The sequence below is a fragment of the Pedobacter fastidiosus genome, from assembly GCF_014306625.1.
GTDB classification, from domain to species: Bacteria; Bacteroidota; Bacteroidia; order Sphingobacteriales; family Sphingobacteriaceae; genus Pedobacter; species Pedobacter fastidiosus.
Genome location: NZ_JACRYL010000012.1, coordinates 184,639 through 202,471, shown reverse-complemented (window position 1 = coordinate 202,471; position 17,833 = coordinate 184,639). Strand labels below are relative to the sequence as shown.

General features: G+C 34.4%; 12 protein-coding genes. 5 read left to right on the top strand and 7 right to left on the bottom strand.

The window, feature by feature from the left end; all coding sequences use genetic code 11:
- Positions 1-350: 350 nt before the first annotated feature.
- Together H7U22_RS14940 and H7U22_RS14935 are read right to left on the bottom strand one after the other, a co-directional pair.
- Entirely contained in the window at positions 351-1,652 is a 1,302-nt protein-coding gene (locus tag H7U22_RS14940; protein WP_187072136.1) for a short-chain dehydrogenase, read from the bottom strand.
- A gap of 261 nt (positions 1,653-1,913) precedes the next feature.
- Positions 1,914-2,345: a GNAT family N-acetyltransferase gene (locus H7U22_RS14935; protein WP_187072135.1), complete on the bottom strand. Its 432-nt coding sequence runs from the start codon at positions 2,343-2,345 to the stop codon at positions 1,914-1,916.
- Positions 2,346-2,646: 301 nt separating this feature from the next.
- On the opposite strand from H7U22_RS14935, the gene H7U22_RS14930 reads away from it, so the two are divergent.
- Positions 2,647-4,155 carry a malate:quinone oxidoreductase gene (locus tag H7U22_RS14930; RefSeq protein ID WP_187072134.1) on the top strand — a complete coding sequence of 503 codons (1,509 nt, stop codon included), beginning with the start codon at positions 2,647-2,649 and terminating at the stop codon, positions 4,153-4,155.
- Positions 4,156-4,377: 222 nt separating this feature from the next.
- On the opposite strand, the gene ytxJ is transcribed toward H7U22_RS14930, so the two are convergent.
- From ytxJ to ribH, 3 genes are all read right to left on the bottom strand, one after another.
- A complete protein-coding gene (gene ytxJ, locus H7U22_RS14925; protein WP_187072133.1) occupies positions 4,378-4,710 on the bottom strand; it encodes a bacillithiol system redox-active protein YtxJ in 333 nt (110 codons plus the stop codon).
- A gap of 92 nt (positions 4,711-4,802) precedes the next feature.
- A complete protein-coding gene (locus H7U22_RS23315; protein ID WP_262503181.1) occupies positions 4,803-4,925 on the bottom strand; it encodes a hypothetical protein in 123 nt (40 codons plus the stop codon).
- 51 nt (positions 4,926-4,976) lie between these two features.
- Positions 4,977-5,468 carry a 6,7-dimethyl-8-ribityllumazine synthase gene (gene ribH, locus H7U22_RS14920; RefSeq protein WP_187072132.1) on the bottom strand — a complete coding sequence of 164 codons (492 nt, stop codon included), beginning with the start codon at positions 5,466-5,468 and terminating at the stop codon, positions 4,977-4,979.
- A 169-nt stretch (positions 5,469-5,637) separates the two neighbouring features.
- On the opposite strand from ribH, the gene H7U22_RS14915 reads away from it, so the two are divergent.
- On the top strand, positions 5,638-12,087 hold the full coding sequence (locus H7U22_RS14915; protein WP_187072131.1) for an alpha-2-macroglobulin family protein: 6,450 nt from the start codon (positions 5,638-5,640) through the stop codon (positions 12,085-12,087).
- Between the two features lie 4 nt (positions 12,088-12,091).
- On the opposite strand, the gene H7U22_RS14910 is transcribed toward H7U22_RS14915, so the two are convergent.
- Positions 12,092-12,769 carry a LytR/AlgR family response regulator transcription factor gene (locus H7U22_RS14910; RefSeq protein WP_187072130.1) on the bottom strand — a complete coding sequence of 226 codons (678 nt, stop codon included), beginning with the start codon at positions 12,767-12,769 and terminating at the stop codon, positions 12,092-12,094.
- Positions 12,770-12,816: 47 nt separating this feature from the next.
- Positions 12,817-14,325: a sensor histidine kinase gene (locus tag H7U22_RS14905; RefSeq protein WP_222621872.1), complete on the bottom strand. Its 1,509-nt coding sequence runs from the start codon at positions 14,323-14,325 to the stop codon at positions 12,817-12,819.
- A 183-nt stretch (positions 14,326-14,508) separates the two neighbouring features.
- Between H7U22_RS14905 and H7U22_RS14900 the strand changes: the two genes are divergently transcribed.
- The 3 genes from H7U22_RS14900 (at position 14,509) to H7U22_RS14890 (ending at position 17,774) form a co-directional block, all read left to right on the top strand.
- Entirely contained in the window at positions 14,509-14,856 is a 348-nt protein-coding gene (locus tag H7U22_RS14900; RefSeq protein WP_187072129.1) for a Spx/MgsR family RNA polymerase-binding regulatory protein, read from the top strand.
- 67 nt (positions 14,857-14,923) lie between these two features.
- On the top strand, positions 14,924-15,664 hold the full coding sequence (locus tag H7U22_RS14895; protein WP_187072128.1) for a peptidase associated/transthyretin-like domain-containing protein: 741 nt from the start codon (positions 14,924-14,926) through the stop codon (positions 15,662-15,664).
- A gap of 85 nt (positions 15,665-15,749) precedes the next feature.
- A complete protein-coding gene (locus H7U22_RS14890) occupies positions 15,750-17,774 on the top strand; it encodes a M1 family metallopeptidase (protein WP_187072127.1) in 2,025 nt (674 codons plus the stop codon).
- Positions 17,775-17,833 lie beyond the last annotated feature (59 nt).

The window sequence follows — 17,833 nt, the reverse complement described above, 5'->3', positions numbered from 1 at the left end:
TGTTTGTTTTTTGCTGTTCGAGATGTTAGCGTAGCGCATCCCGTACTATATATAGAGCTGGATTTGTAATCGAGCATTTTTTAGGGTTGCATTTCCTTAAGTAAAGTAGTGAAATTTGTTTACTAGATGATTTTTCGCTCCGAAAAGGGGAGATTGCTTTGGCTCGCTCATTTCCGGCCTCGCAATAGCGAATTTGGTTTAGGTGATGGGTTTTATTCCCCCTCTTGAGGGGTGCCTGCAAGGCGGGGTGGTTTTTACTGTTTATTTCTTGCTGTTCGAGATGTTAGCGTAGCGCATCCCGTACTATATATAGAGCTGGATTTGTAATCCATCAAAATTATAAACCAAAACTACTTCCAAAAACCCTTTGCCTTTTCTAAAAGTTCACCACCTTTTTTGGTAATCTCTGTTTTACCTTTATCTATAGTTGAAGTTTGCGTATAACTGCTTACCGAATTAGATAGTTCTTTAAATTTATTAATTCCTCCGAAAATTTCTTTTGTATGTGGAACACCTTGCGCTCTCATTACCTTTTCCCAATCTACTTTCGAAAGAATAGAAAACATGTATTTCGTTGCCACTTTCCCCATAAATGCTTTATCGTAAACGCCTTTCAGAGCCACATCAGATTTTCTATCCTTAACATATCCAATGGTTTGCCCTAAAATTTCACGCTCACTTTCCGAAAATAGGGGGCTAGATTTTAGCTTTGTAAGCGCAGGAATTGCTTTTTCTGGATCTTCTCTTTTCAAGTATAGATAGCTTTGCACCGCCCAAACCAATTCATTTAGCAAGCCAAGTTTATCCATATCCTTTAAAAAATCTTCGAAATCTTCAAGCGATCTTTCCTCATCAATTTTACGCTCCATTCTTAAACGATCCAAACCTCTAAAAAGATGATTCATTCCATGGAATGCTGTATGAGTTTGTTCATCGCTTAAATTCCCCCAGCCAAAAAAGGCTTTAGTGTAAGGTAAGGGAATGTGCTCATTTTTATTAAGCCATTTAATATTTCTCGAAATCCCATCTTCCGATAGATAATAAAGATTGTTGCTGAAAAATAAAAATCCACGAACAAATTCCAACAGCGTTTTAACCTCACAATCGTCAAGTAATTCGGGTTGGGTTTTTGAACATTCGTACAGCGCAAAAGGCTGACCTAAATCTCTTGTAGTTAAAACAGCCATGCTTAAAACTGCATGTTCCACATTCTGGAAGTGGGCTTTGCTTATTTTTGGGATTAAGCTCTCCTTTGATTTTAAGCCAGTGTAGAGTGCAACAAAACCATTCGATAATGGCGGAAATAAATCTTCATCAGTTACTTTTACAAAACTCTTTACAGCACAATATTCCTTATACATTAATAGAGCATCAATTACCGAAATAGATTCTTTGCTATTTGGGTTAACAGATTTCATTGTTTTAAGAACGCTTTGGGTTTGTTTAGAAAATTTTTGATATTCAGCAATTGTAGTATCTTCTACTGCTGATGATCTTACAGCTATTTTCGCGAATTTATAAAACACAATTTTATCATAGTTTATATTTTCTTCAAGCTTCTTCTGATCAAGTTCTAATAAAAGTTTATCGGTTTTTTCTTGTGAACATCCGGCAAGAAGAATTACACACAGAAAAATAATTAGGCATCTCATAGCTTATAATTAATTTATTAATCAATAATTTATGGGATGGTTGTTTAAAAAGGAGGGAGGTTTTACGCTTACTAAGAAAGTCTTTTAAATTGGGATTATAAAGTTTGTGAGAAAAAATACCAGTATTATTTTAAAACCTATTGTGCATTTGAGGCAAAAAAAACTTATTAAAAAGATTACTTCGTCGTTCCTCCACGCAAAGACTACAATATGAACGTTATTTCGAAGCGGGGTTTGTGCGAGCTGAAGCAATCTCTTGTTTTATACAACAATTTCAAAAATCATTTGCTGTTTGGTTAATCGAAAGCCAATGTGTTGGTAAAATTTATGACTGTCTTTTCTCATAGTATTACACCTCACCCTAACGCTCGTTACCTGATATCCCTTAGCCCATTCTGTTGCCTTTTCGATTAATAGCTTTCCAATATTTTGATTACGATATTCCGAATTTACAACCAAACCAGCAATTTCTACAAAAGGCTTCGATTCAATCCTCATGGTATAAAAATTATGAATCCACCCTACAACCAACTCATTATGGGTTGCAACAAAAGCAGAATCGACAGCAGAAGATTTAATAGCTTTAATTCTTAACAAAGTTTCTTCAGCATTTACCTCATAGTTTAATTGGCCGGTTAGCGTAGCAACTTCTTCAAAATCTCGTTCCTCAATTTCTCTTACCGTGATCATCATATATAAGTGTTTTAACAAATTTATAAAGAAAATTATACAGTGAAACCTCTATCTATCTTGGGTTATGATTTAACTTCATGAGAATGATAGGATTCATAATAAATCGAATCAGTTTCTAATGTTATTTTAATGTCTTTTTTGAAATCTACTACAAACCACAATAAGTTTGGACTAAACTTTGCTTAAACCTTGCCGGATTAACAACTATTTCTAATTTTTTAGCAATTTTTTTGACATTTAATTGCATAAAATTCGTGTGGTATTTAAATTCATTCTAAATTTGTAACTCCTTTAAGATAAGATGACAAAAAAGAAAAAGACAGTTGGTAAAACTGACGCAGATGTAATTTTAATTGGGGCGGGCATAATGAGTGCAACCCTCGGGGTTTTATTAAAACAATTGGAACCCAATTTAAGTATAGAAATTTACGAACGCTTAGATATTGCAGCAGCAGAAAGCTCTGATGCTTGGAATAACGCTGGTACTGGTCACTCTGCTTTTTGCGAGTTAAATTATACTCCTGAAAAGAAAGATGGAACAGTAGAGATTGTAAAAGCGGTTCAAATTGCAGAGCATTTTGAAGTTTCCAAGCAGTTTTGGTCTTATTTAGTTGAAAAAGGATTGATTTCTGATCCTGAAAATTTCATTCGAAAAATTCCACACATGAGTTTTGTTTGGGGAAAAAAGAATGTAGATTATCTTAAGAAACGTTACGATGCCTTGCAGAAATGCGATTTGTTTAGCGATATGCAGTATACAGAAGATACTGAAATTGTTAAAGATTGGGCACCACTAATTATGGATGGACGTAAAAAAGGCGAAAAAGTTGCTGCTACTAAAATGGATCTAGGTACCGATGTAAATTTCGGTTCTCTTACCCGCGATATGTTCAACAACTTGAAAGAACAAGAAAACGTTAGCCTTTATTTTAATCACGAAATTCGCGATTTGAAGAAGAATAAAGATGGCAACTGGAGCATCAAAGTTAAAGATTTAGAAAGTGGCGATAAACGTAAACGTGTAGCCAAATTTGTATTTATAGGTGCTGGTGGAGGTTCTTTACCACTTTTAGAAAAATCTGATATCCCCGAAGGAAAGGGTTTTGGCGGTTTTCCAGTGAGTGGACAATGGCTAAAATGCACCAACGAAGAAATTATTGCCCAACACCATGCAAAAGTTTATGGTAAAGCTGCGGTTGGTGCCCCACCAATGTCAGTTCCGCATTTGGACACCAGAATGATCAATGGAAAGCAAGCGCTTTTGTTCGGTCCTTATGCTGGTTTTTCGACTAAATTCTTAAAGAATGGTTCGTTCTTAGATTTGCCAAAATCTATTAAATTTAATAATATCCGTCCGATGCTTTCGGCTGGTTTACATAATCTTGATTTAACGAAATATCTAATTGAACAGGTTAGACAATCGCCAGAAGATAGACTTGAAGCGTTAAAAGAGTATCTTCCCAAAGCAGAATTGAAAGATTGGGAATTAGAGTATGCTGGTCAGCGTGTTCAGGTGATTAAGAAGGATGAAAAGCAAGGTGGGATTTTAGAGTTTGGGACTGAAGTTGTAAATGCTGGTGATGGTTCTATCGCAGCTTTATTAGGTGCATCGCCAGGTGCTTCTACAGCGGTTTCAATCATGCTCGATTTGTTAGATCGTTGCTTTAAAGAAGATTTACAAACTCCAGAATGGCAAGCCAAGATTAAAGAAATGATACCGACTTATGGACAAGAGTTGGCTAAAGACGAATCGCTTTGCAAAGCAACTAGAAAAAGGACTTCAAAAATTTTGAAGATAGAAAAGGCTTAAACTAAATTTAAGAAACTGAGTATTATTTAATTGTATTTTAATGATACGTGGAGACACGTACCATGGGCATATGCCTTGGTTCGTGTCTCCAAGAACCGAAATATTTTGTCCAAAATCGGAAATTTTTAAATTTTAATATCAACATAAAAGGTCATGAAATATTTCATGACCTTTTATGTTTTTCGCTAATTTGGAAGATTGTTCTCCTCGAAATAATATATTTTATGCAGCAATAACTTCTGCAACTTCTTCCGGAGAAATGTCGCTGTGTGAAGATTCTAGAACACAATCTCCATCCTTAATTAACAAAATTTGAGGTGATTGATGAGCTACTTGAAAAACCTCAGCAATTTTATTGGAAATTTCTCGATAGCTAATTAAATCTAAAAAGTAAAGTTTTGTATCTTCTGGAATTACTTCCCAATTGTACTCAAAATTCTTTTTTGCCATCATACTGATGGAGCAACGCGTACTGTGTTTAAAGATAAGGCTGAAACCGCTCGAGTTTTTAATCTCATCTAGCTGTTCCATCGAAGTTAAGTTAACCCAAGTCATGATTATAAATATTGATTTACAGAATAACAGTTGCAGATAATTATTGTTCTGCAAAATTCCTGAAGCTGGAAATTGTGAGATTAAAATGAAGATTAATTTCTTCTACGTCTGCCTTCTGGATATGAACCATAAGCTGGGCAAAGTTTAGAAGAACAAGATTCTAAAATGGTAATGGTGCAAAACACCGCCAATAATAAGATGGCAACTTTTTTCATCTGATAGGAATTTAAAACTCTAAGGTACAAATACTTTATTAAAAGACAAGGTTAAATGTTGGCAGAAAAATCGACCATTTTAATTGCTGTTATTGCAGCTTCATCACCTTTATTGCCATGTTTGCCACCTGCTCGATCTTGAGCCTGCTCTAAATTATTAGTTGTTAAAACACCAAAAATAACCGGTTTGCTATATTTAATGCCAACATTTGTAACACCTTGGGCAACTGCATCGCAAATAAAATCGAAATGTTTTGTATCGCCCTGAATTACACAACCTAAACAAATTACTGCATCAATATCACTTCTTTTATTTAATAAAATTTCGGCACCTCCGGTTAATTCAAAACTTCCAGGAACAGGAAAAGAAAAAATGTTTTCTTCTTTAACGCCATTTTCCAATAATGTTTTTAGTGCACCATTATATAAAGCGCCCGTAATTTCTGCATTCCACTCGGCTACAATAATTCCAAATTTATAATTTGCTCCGTTAGGAACAGTTGTATGAGAGAAATCTGATAGATTTTTTAATTGTGTTGACATGGGGGCAAAGATAATGCTAAGTGCCTAATGTTAAAAGAGGTTAATGTTTAAATGTTGTAAGTTTATTCTTGTGCTTAATTGTTTACTTTAGATTAAAATCAGATATAAAAATTTTAAAATATTATGGAATCCCATCGTGTATTCCATCTAATATTTAAAAGGCCTAACCATGAAAAACGCTCTACACTCTTTAATCTTCTTTGCCATTTTTTTTGCGATCTCGTTTCAGTCATCTGCTCAAAATGTATCGAATTATTATAAAAAAAGCTTTCTTACTATTGATTCTCTCGCAACCATCGCTAAACCAAAAGATGCATTTGAACTGGTAAATAAAGTTAATGCAAAGGCAAGGATAGATGGCAATACATCCATGCTAATTAAATCTGTAATGTATAAAATACTTTATCAGGGTTATTTAGAGGAGGATGTTTTTACAAAAATTATTAAAGAATTACAGCAAGACATTGCTTCGGCGAAGCAACCGGCAAAAAGTATTCTTCAATCTTTACTTGCAGAAAGTTATTGGAAATATTATGAGTTTAATCAATATAGTTTTTTAAGCAGAACCAATGTTCAATCGGGTTTGGGCGATGATTTTAAAACCTGGTCTACAAACAGATTTGTGGATGAAACCATTAAAAATTACATGGCTTCATTATCAGATCTTAAGCTTTTGCAAGCCACAAAAATTGATAGCTTAAGCGAAATTATTGTTGGTAATGATTACAATCGATATTTAAGACCAAAGCTTTATGATCTTCTTGCTTACCGAGCATTGGAAGTTTTAATGAATACGCAAACCATAATTAATAAGAGTGAAGATGTGATCGATTTCAACGATCCTAAATGGTTTGGAGATTATGAATCATTTCTCAAAATAAAAATCCCTGAAGACAGTTCATCTTTTTCATCACATGCTTTATCTATTTTTCAAAATCTAATAAGCGTTCACGAAAACCATCAAAATATTGGTGCAGTTACAGATGCTGATTTAAAAAGACTAAACTTTGTTTATCTACGCAGTACTAGTGAAAATAAATTGAAGTTGTATGAAAATGCGATTTTGAAACTTGCAGATTATTCCAAGCGTTCGGAAATTTATTCGGATGTACTTTTCGATCTCGCATCAAAAAAATATGAAAGTCGATACAATCGAGATCCAAAACACCCTCTCAATCTCGTTGAATTAGTAGATCTGGCCAATTCTGCAATTAAAGCCTATCCCAATAGCATTGGTGCAAAGAACTCAGAAAAATTACTTTTTGATATTAAGAACCAAACCTTGCAGATAACTCTGAATGAGTTTATTGAGCCAAATAAACCGGCTCAAGTGTTTTTCAAATATAAAAACGTGGATACGATTTATGTGAAATTGTATAAACCGACTGAAGTTCTTGATCGAAATTATCTTAACAATAAAGAACTATACTCAAAATTTATCGCACAAAATAAGGTTGTAAAACAATGGTCAATCGTTTTGCCAAACCGCAAAGATTATCAAGAACACAGCATAATTGATAAGATTGATGGTTTAGAAAAGGGCAACTATGTTATAATGACTCAAAGTAAATTGGATAGCAGCAATAAAGCAGTTGCTTATAGTTATGCAAACTTAAAAGTAACCAATTTGGCCGTTACAAGTAGAAATTCTGGATTAGTTAATCATCAATATTTTATTACAAATAGCGCTACTGGCGAACCAATAGAAAATGCAACAATAAATGAAAGAATAGCGACTTTTTCGGGGAGCAAATATTTAACGCAAGATAGAGGATCCTTAAAAACAGATAAGAATGGTTTTGCAGAAAGTGCTTTAAATTTAACTGTAAATAAAATTGTAGTGAGTTACCAAGGCGATTCTGTTAATATGGATGTAAATCAAAATTCGTACAGGTATCAGGATACAAAAAATAAAGTGGTTCTTTTTACCGATAGACCAATTTATCGCCCTGGGCAAACGGTTTATTACAAAGGTATTTACTTTAATTACGAAGACAATAAGCCTAATATTTTACGAGACCAAAATGTTGATTTAACCTTCAAAGATGCAAACTATAAGGAGATAGAAAAGACTTCGAAAATTACGAATGAATATGGCACTTTTCAAGGCAATTTTACCATCCCAATGGGAAAACTCAACGGGCGGATGAGCATTAATACAACTTATGGAGGTATTGATGTACAAGTTGAAGAATATAAAAGACCGACCTTTGAAATCACATTTGATAAATTAAATCAGAAATATAAGCTCAATGATAGTATTCGTTTACAAGGAAAAGCCTTAACTTTTTCTGGTTATGCGGTTGCTGGGGCTAAAGTAAAATATACAATTTCGAGAAGTAGTTTATTAACACCTGATCGAAATTATGGAATTATTACATACAACCAAATTGGGGTTGGAAAAACAGAAACTAAGGTTGGTGGCATTTTCAATATAAATTTTTTCTCTGCTACTGAAAATAATAACCTTGGTGGATATGCCTACAGAATAAGTGTTGATATAACAGATATTAACGGCGAAACGAAAACAAAAATGCTTACGGTAAATGCTGGTAAAAGCGATATTCTGTTAAATGTGTTAATGCCAAGTAGAATCTTTTCTTCATCCAAAATGGATAGTGTTTCTTTTGTAATTACGAATTTAAATAATGAGCCTATAAAAGCCAAAATTAGTACAGAATGGTTTAAGTTGGAATATCCCGGTAGGTTGATCAATCAAAATTTTCTAAGCAAACCTGAAAACTATAATATGAGTAAGGCCGAATTTCTGAAATATTTTCCACAGGATGAATTTGCAGGAGATGGACTGCCAGAAAACTGGACAAGCAATAAGATAAATTTTGCTCAGCATAATAATGTTGAACAAGGTGTTGGTGAGCTGGCAATTAATAGCAAAAAAATCTCTTCAGGATATTACAAAGTGAGATTTAAAGCCGTTAATGATGATCAAGATTCTATCATAGTAGAGAAAACAGTTCGGATTTATAAAAGTGAGGCAGAAAATATATTAATAGGAAGAGAATGGCTAATTGCTGAAAAAACAAGTATACAGCCTGGCGAAACGGCTAATTTTAGATTAGCCAGCATTCTTCCAAATGCCAAAGCATACTATGAAATTTATTATAAAGATAAGGTAGTTGATAAGGTTTGGTTAAAGGTAAGTCCAAAACAAACGCTTATCAATATTAAAGCTCAACCTTATTTTGTGGATGGTTTTGCTGTTCAATTTACAATGGTTCAAAGTGGAAGAATTTATCAATCGTTTAATGAGGTTGCAATAGTCGACGAAAATAATCAGCTCGATATTAAATTTTTAACCTTTAGAGATAAACTTCAGCCTGGCGAAAAGGAAAGTTGGAAGCTGAGCATCACCAATAAAAAGGGCGAAAAGCAGATGGTTGAAATGGTTGCATCTTTATACGATGCTTCATTAGATGATTTGAAAGCAATGAGCTGGAATAAAATTAGCCCACCCAAATATAATTACCATGAATACAATTGGAATTTTAACCTAAACAATATGTTATGGGGAAATGATCTTTGGTTTCTAAGAAATTATTATAATTATTATGAGGTAACCAATAGAAACTATGAGGTGTTGAACTTTTTCGGAGCTAATGATAGCTATGATTTTAAGAGTAATTACAACCAATATTTAAGGAAAATAGATATAGATAGGCGAAAAAATAATAGTGAGATAGCAAGCAAAAGGCTCGAAGAATTAAAAGCCAGTGGTAAAATTTATGGGGTAGTAACGGATAAAGAAGGCTACGCAATTCCGGGTGCTATTGTTAAATCGGGAAATAATAAAACATCTACAGATGCTTATGGAATTTACACTATTGATTTAAAATTAAGCGATGAAATTACTGTTGGTTTTATTGGATATAACCCAGCTTCGGCCAAAGTAGGATCTGCAAAAAGAATAAATTTTACGTTAAAAGAAAATTTTCAAGGTCTTGATGAAGTTTCTGTGGTAGGTTATGGTTCACAGAACAAAAAGGATATAACAGGTTCAGCAACATTATACGATGAACTTAAAGATCCAAGCTTGAGACAAGAAGTAGAATCGAAAAAAGTTGTTTTAAGAGAGATTAGAATCCGTGGTTCAAACAGTCGGGTTGCTTATAATCAAACTGGTGCGCCAGCGATGCTTGCAGAAACTGTTGCCGTTAGTGATAATAATGTGTACGACTTTGTTTCCATCGAAAAACCGTACGATCCTAAGCTCGGCTTTGCAATTGTAAACGGTAAACCGGTTTATGGTTCAAAAAATATTGTTTCTCGCACTAATTTTAATGAAACCGCTTTCTTTTATCCACAATTACATACCAATGAAGCTGGAGAAATAAATATCGAATTTACCATTCCTCAATCTTTAACTCGGTATAAAATGATGGGGTTTGCCCATACAAAAGATTTAAAAACTGCAACGATAACTAAAGAACTGATTACGCAAAAACAGCTTTCTATTTCTGCTAATGCGCCTAGATTTTTCCGTGAGGGCGATACCATTTTGTTTAGTGCAAGGCTGAATAACTTATCTGGCAGAGAAATCAGCGGAAATGCAATTTTAGCATTAAGAGATGCACTTTCTGGAAAGATTATTTCAATTTTTGATCGTGAAGTTGTAGCAGTGCAAAAATTTAAACTTTCCAATAATGGTAATCAATCTTTAAAATGGTCTTTGGTTATTCCATCGGGAATAGGAGCCATTACCTATAAGTTATTGGCACAATCAGAAAAATTTTCTGATGGAGAAGAAATGACGATTCCAGTTTTGCCAAATTCGGTTTTGGTTACCGAAAGTATGTCGCTTAGCGTTCGTGGTGGGATGAGCAAAACCTTTACCATGGATAAATTGCTGAATTCTGGAAGTTCTAAAACCTTAAAAAACCAGTCGTTAACCTTCGAGTTTACTTCAAATCCTGTTTGGTATGCTGTTCAGGCTTTGCCTTATTTAATGGAATATCCTTATGAATGTGCAGAACAAACTTTTAGCCGGTTTTATGCCAATAATTTGGTCACAGGGATTATCAATTCATCGTCGAAAATTAAAACTGTTTTCGATTCTTGGAAACAAACCAACAACGGAGAGGCGCTACTTTCTAATCTAGAAAAAAATCCAACCTTGAAATCAATTTTATTAGAAGAAACGCCTTGGGTTAGAAATGCAGATAATGAAAACGAGCGTAAGAAACGTTTGGCTATTTTATTTGATTTAAACCGAATGACTTATGAGCTTAAAGCCAATTTCGATAAGCTAGAAAATATGCAGTTTAGTAATGGTGCTTTCCCATGGTTTTCGGGTATGCAAGAAGATCGATACATTACACAGCACATTACCTTGGGCATTGGCCAATTAAAACATTTAAAATTGGCGAATGAAAAAGAGTTCCCAAAACTGAATTTGATGTTGAGTAAAGCAATTAATTATCTTGATGGAAAATTGATTGAGGATTATCAAAGTGATCTTAAACATAAAACAAATTCAACCTATCTGCAAACGCACTATTTGTATGCGAGAAGTTATACAAATCAGAAAAACACGAATACGAATTTCGTTAAAGCCTATCAGTTTTTTGTAAATAAGATAATTCAGAATTGGAAATACATGGAGCCTTATCAATTGGCGCAATCTGCGCTTATTCTGGAAAGAAATTCCAATCATGCTGAAGCCATGAAAATCATTGGTCTTTTAAAACAGACTGCTCAGCAAAGCGATGAAATGGGTATGTATTGGTCCAATAATCGCACTGGTTGGTTGTGGTATCAAAACCCAATTGAAACGCAGGCGGTATTGATTGAAGCTTTTGATGAAGTGGCAAAAGATGCAAATGCGGTGGAAGAAATGAAAATTTGGTTATTGAAGAATAAACAAACTAACGATTGGAAAACGACTAAAGCAACGGCATCTGCATCTTATGCTTTGCTAATGCGAGGCTACGATTTATTGAGTGAATCTAACGAGCCAGAAATATTAATCGGCGGAAAATCTTTTACTCAATTAGGTATAACAGAGCAGGCAAAAGAAGCCGGAACAGGTTATGAAAAGATAACTGTTACAGGGCAAAACATTAAGCCAGAAATGGCGCAAGTGCAAGTTAAAAACAATAATAAAACCATTGCTTGGGGTGCTTATTACTGGCAATATTTTGAGCAATTGGATAAAATTACATCGAGTGCTACAGGTGTAAAAATAAACAAACAATTGTTTTTACAAAAGCAAAGCGAAAAGGGAAGCTTGTTAACTCCATTAACAAAGGATAATGTATTAACGCCTGGAGATTTATTAAAAGTTAGAATCGAAATTTTCTGCGATCGCGATATGGAATACATCCATTTAAAAGATATGCGCTCATCAGGTTTCGAGCCAGTTAATGTAATCTCTCAATATAAATATCAAGATGGCTTAGGTTATTACGAAAGCACAAAAGATGCTTCGACCAATTTTTTTATCAGCTATTTGCCTAAAGGAACTTATGTTTTTGAATACCCGCTAAGGGTTACACATGCTGGTAATTTTAGCAACGGAATTACCACTTTGCAAAGTATGTATGCACCAGAATTTACAACCCATTCTGAAGGTGTTCGGATAAATGTTAAACCTCAAAATTAATGAATTAATCTGTTAGCTGAATACCGGTGTAAGTTGCACCTATCGGGATAATTTTATCGCCAATCCAAATTTGGTTGCGATCAAACTTTGTGATTTTATTTTTGGCAACAATAAATGCTCGATGGCAACGCACAAAATCTGCTTTAGGAAGTAATTCTGCTAAATCGTTAATGGTAATTCTTGAACTTAAAAGTTTTTCTTTTAGTTGGATCTGTGTATAATTCCCTGAAGCTTCAACATACAGGATTTCGCTCAACTCAACCTTAATTTGTTCATAACCATCTTTTACAAAAATGTACTCATTCTTCTGCTCCAGCTTCTGGTTTCGCAGATTATAGAGTTCTTGCGCCTTATTGCAGGCCTTTAAAAAACGGGAAAGTGAAAAGGGCTTTAACAAATAATCAACAGCGTCAAGTTCAAAACTTTGTACAGCATGTTCTGTGTAAGCGGTGGTAAAAATTACCATCGGCGGATTGCTCAAGCTTTTAAGAAAATCAATCCCGCTGATGTCTGGCATTTTAATATCCAGAAAAATTAAATCAACTTTGTTTTGTTGTAGATAAATGATCGCTTCAAAAGCATTTGTAAACTGAGATTTTAATTCGATAAAAGGCACTTTGGATGCATGCGATTTTATAATCTCAAGCGCAATTGGTTCGTCGTCTATCGCAATAGCAATCATAATCCAAAACTAACATAAATAGATAATTTGCTCATTATTTAATGGAACTAATCCAATTCCAAAGTTAAATGTACAAAAAACTCATTGGCACTTTCTCTTATAATTAATTCATGCCGTCCGAAATAAAGTAAGGCCAAGCGCTGTTTTACATTTTCCAATCCGATGCCACTTTTTAATTTCTCCGGGTCGTTATCTGCCTTAATGTAAATGCTGTTGCTGATGTCGAAATACAGCGTTTTCTCTTTGGTTTGCAACGTAATTTTAATATATGATGGCTGTTGGAGACTGATGCCATGTTTAAAAGCATTTTCGATAAAAGGAATCAGCAACATGGGCGTAATTTGTAAATTGTTCAGTTGTTCTTCAATATGGGTATCGATTTTGATCTCAGCAGAGCGAGAAGTACGGAGCTTTTGTAAGTCGATATAGTTGTTGAGATACTCAACCTCTCTGGTAAGCGAAATTTTATCTAGCGTATTTTCATGTAGCATAAAACGCATCATATCGCCAAGTTTTTGAATGCCTTCTCCGGTTCGCTCGGCATTTTCCTGTAAAGCTGTTCCAAATAAAGTATTTAATGCATTGAAAAGGAAGTGGGGATTAATCTGTGATTTCAAGAAATTTAAATTCGCATCCGATTTGCCAAGCTCGGTTTTAAGCATTTGAATTTCGCTAAGTTTCTCAAACTTATGTTTGTAAATGTACCAAGCTAAAGGAGTAGAGATACATATTAGCGTTATTGAGGTTAAAATCAAAGTAATTGGAATGGCATTTCCACCATGCATAAAAGGTGCAAGAAAGAGCAAGAGCGATAACGAAATAGCAATGGTTATCCCAACATTCCCCCAAAAATATCGACCAAAACCTTTAAAGTTTTTTCTAAGTTTTGGAATATTGAAATAAACAGAATAAAAGGTTAGAAGGATATTTACTGGTGGTGCAATTAGCCAAACGATTAAAACGTCGAAATCAAATCTTACGGATAAAATTGCACCAAAAAGCATTAAGGTGATCAACCATATTCTAATTGCTGTAAAAATTTCTGGAATGATGTTTTTATAGTCGTTTGTTATAAATGGAATTTTATTGAGTAGCTCTAAGCCGGTTTCGTTAAAAAAAGCATACAAATTAAATAATAGGTGGAGAAAGAAGATATAAGTAAAAGCTTCACCAAAAAACACATCATAGGCATGGTCTAAATCGTCATATTGCACCAAACGATAGGCTTCGGAATAAGTATTGGCAACCATCCAAGCTATAATGGAGAAAGCGGTTGTAGATATGGTGAAAATTACGCTTAAAGTTACATCTCTCCGCCTGGCCAATTGTGGCATAAACACAAAATTAAACAGCAAGAAACTAATGTATAAGATGCTGATTTTGAAAATTTCAGGCAGAAAATAATTTTGTAAAACACTGTAATCTAATTGGTTTTCTGTAAAATGATAAGAATTCGGAGAACCGTAAGTTGTTTGTGAACAAATGCCTATCAAAGCCAAAATGTATATAGAGGTCGAGATCCAAAATTCCAGCTGATTTATGCTTTTAGTTTTCATTTTTTAGTTATTTATCTGTTAAGGATGCAGAATGTTCATTTGTTTATGGTACAATTTTACAAATGAAAAGGACGCGAAAGTTTAAAATGTGATAGACGCTTGGAAAAATGTGATGAATAGAGAAATAAGGTTTAAACAAAGATTAGTTTTAACTTTGGAGCATTCACTCATTCAAATTTATTCATGATAGTTTACGGAATTCCAAATTGCAATACAGTTAAAAAATCTCTCGATTGGTTAAAGGCAAATCACATCGACTTCGAATTCCATGATTTTAAGAAGAAGGGCATCACTGCCGAAAAGTTAAATGATTGGTGTAATACTTTTGGCTGGGAAACGGTTTTAAATCGTAAAGGTTTAACCTGGAAAAAACTGACTAAAGAGGAGCAAAGCAAAATAGATAATCAAGATTTGGCTATTGAATATTTGATTAACAATACAAGTGCAATTAAGCGCCCAATTGTAGAAAAAAATGGCGAAGCTATTTTAATGGGATTTGATGATGACAAATATCAGCAAACACTAATCTAGATCGTTTGTTTAATGTTAAAGTTTGTTAAAAGCGAATTTTAACTGTTCAACTAAATTACTTTTGAGTATGTATAGGCTAATCATAATTCTTTTCCTCGCGCTTCCTTTTAGCGGATTTTCACAAACAGTTGCAACAGGTTCTGTTTTCGATTATAATAAAAAAACACTTTCATTGCCTGGCGTTACGGTAAGAAACCTAACAACCAAAAAAACTTCGAGCACAAATAATGCAGGTAAATATACCATTGGAGCAAACATTGGCGATTTAATTGAATTTACTTTGGTTGGCTATCATACCGATACTTTGTATTTAACCAATTTATTAAACAGAACAATTTATCTGCCTGTAAAAAGCAATAGCTTGAGCGATGTTGATATTACTGCCGTTAAAATTAATAAGGAAATTATGAATGCGAAAGATCCTTTGGCAGAAAAATATACTTTATTAAATACTGGTGGAAACTTGGATCGTAAGAAAATGCATGATAAAGTTGGGGGTTTGAATCTTAATCTTGGTTATGGTAAATATAAAAGACAGCAACGCAAGGAAGCTGATTTGGAAGAACGGGAAGGATATTTACAAGAAATAGATTATAATTTTACTGAGAAAGCGGTAACAGAATTAACCAAACTTCAAGGTGATGATTTAAAGAATTTCATGATTATTTATCGTCCCTCGGTAGAGCAGGTTAAAGCAGAAAGGCCATATCGTTATGCTTTTTACATCTCTAGGGCATTTTATGCTTGGCAAAAATTAACACCTCAGGAAAGAAAACTTCAAGATTTACCCAAGCTTAAAGCAAACTAATCTCCCCTTATATTGGTAACATTATTTGCACAAAGTAGTCATAACGTGCATATTTTTTATATTTACCAACTCTAACAACCTTATTATGAATTTAAGAATAAACAAACTAATCACTTTGTGTTTGGTTTGTTGTTTAGTGGCGTTTAAAGCCTCTGCTCAACAAGCTGCAACACCTGCAACCCCACCAGTTAGCAACTACGTTCCTTCAGATGCTTTTGGTCCTTTATTTTATACCCAAAACGGAAACGAATTTAGATCTGCAATTGGCGCACCTGGTCCGAAATATTGGCAAAACCGCGTTGATTATAACATTACAGCCAATTTAGATGAGACCAAAAACACCATTACTGGTACCGTTACCATTACTTATAAAAATAACAGCCCAGATAAATTACCTTATTTATGGTTGCAATTAGATCAGAATACTTTTAAAGAAACATCACGTGGTTACGCAATTACACCATCTCGGAGCCGTTATGGTGCACAAGGTGAGAAATTTGATGGCGGGTATAAAATTCAAAATATTTCTGTTTCACAGAAAGCTGCTCCGGTAAAATTTACTTCTTTAGTTGAAGATACAAGAATGCAGATTCGTTTAGATCAGCCTTTAGCTGCAAACGGAGATTTAGTAACCATTAAAATGGATTATTCTTATGTTTTACCAAAAGAGGGATCAGATAGAACAGGTCATTTAACGACGAAAAACGGTGAGATTTTTGCCGTTGCACAGTGGTTTCCACGGATGTGTGTTTATGATGACGTAATTGGCTGGAATACTTTGCCTTATTGGGGCGGTGGCGAGTTTTATTGTGAATATGGCGACATAAATTTCGCAATTACGGCACCTGCAACTCATATTGTAATGGGTTCTGGAGAGTTGTTAAACCCTCAAGAAGTTTTTACTGCAGAGCAATTACAAAGGTGGAACGCAGCTAAAAATAGCGATGCAACTGTTCATATCCGTACAGAAGCTGAGGTTACAGATCCGAAATCTCGCCCAGCAAAAGACAAACTAACTTGGAAATTTAAAATCACAAATGCCCGCGATGCTGCTTGGGCTTCATCAAAAGCTTTTGTATTAGATGCTGCTCGCATAAACCTGCCAAGCGGTAAAAAATCATTGGCAGTTTCTGCTCAACCAGTAGAAAGTAATGGTGTAGATTCTTATGGTCGTGGAGTAGAATACGTAAAATCTACCATCGAGCATTACTCTACCAAATGGTTCGAATATCCTTATCCTATGGCCGTTAATGTGGCAACAAACCTTGGTGGTATGGAATATCCGGGAATTGTTTTCTGTGGATGGACTGCGAAAAAAAGTGAAGCTTGGGGTGTGATCGATCATGAATTTGGACACACTTGGTTTCCAATGATTGTTGGTTCTAACGAGCGTAAATACGGATGGATGGACGAGGGTTTCAATACTTTTATTAATAGTATCTCTTCAAAAAACTTTGGCAATGGCGTATATGCTGAACCTAAAATGGATATGAATGCAATCGGAAAGCAGGTTATTGGTAACCCTAAATTCGAAAATATTATGCAAATACCTGATGGAATGAAAGAACCCAATATTGGAGTTAACTTATATGCAAAACCAGGTTTTGGATTAATTCTTTTAAGAGAGCAGATTTTAGGAGAAGATCGTTTTGATTACGCTTTCCGCCAATATATTAAAAATTGGGCATATAAACACCCAACTCCATTTGATTTCTTCCGCTCAATGGAAAATGCATCAGGCGAAGATCTTGCTTGGTTCTGGAGAAGTTGGTGGTTAAATAATTGGAAAATGGATCAAGGACTTGGAAATGTAGAAGCTGTTAAGCAAGATGGGAAGATAGTTGCTTATACCATAAAAGTAAATAATTTGGAGAAAATGCCAATGCCGATTATTCTTCAGATTAAAACAAAAGGTGGTAAGACAGAAATCGTAAAAGTTCCTGTTGATGTTTGGATGAAAAATACCACTTGGACAGTTCGCTATCCTACTACCGAAGAGGTTATATCCGTAATTTTAGATCCAAATAAAGTACTACCAGATAGTAATCCTGATAATAACAGCTGGACTGCTACAGAAGGTGGAGCTACTTCGGTTCCGAAAGTTAATTAGATCACTAAAGATAAATAGGCTTTAAAAATAAATTTAAGCCCAGCAAAATTATTTTGCTG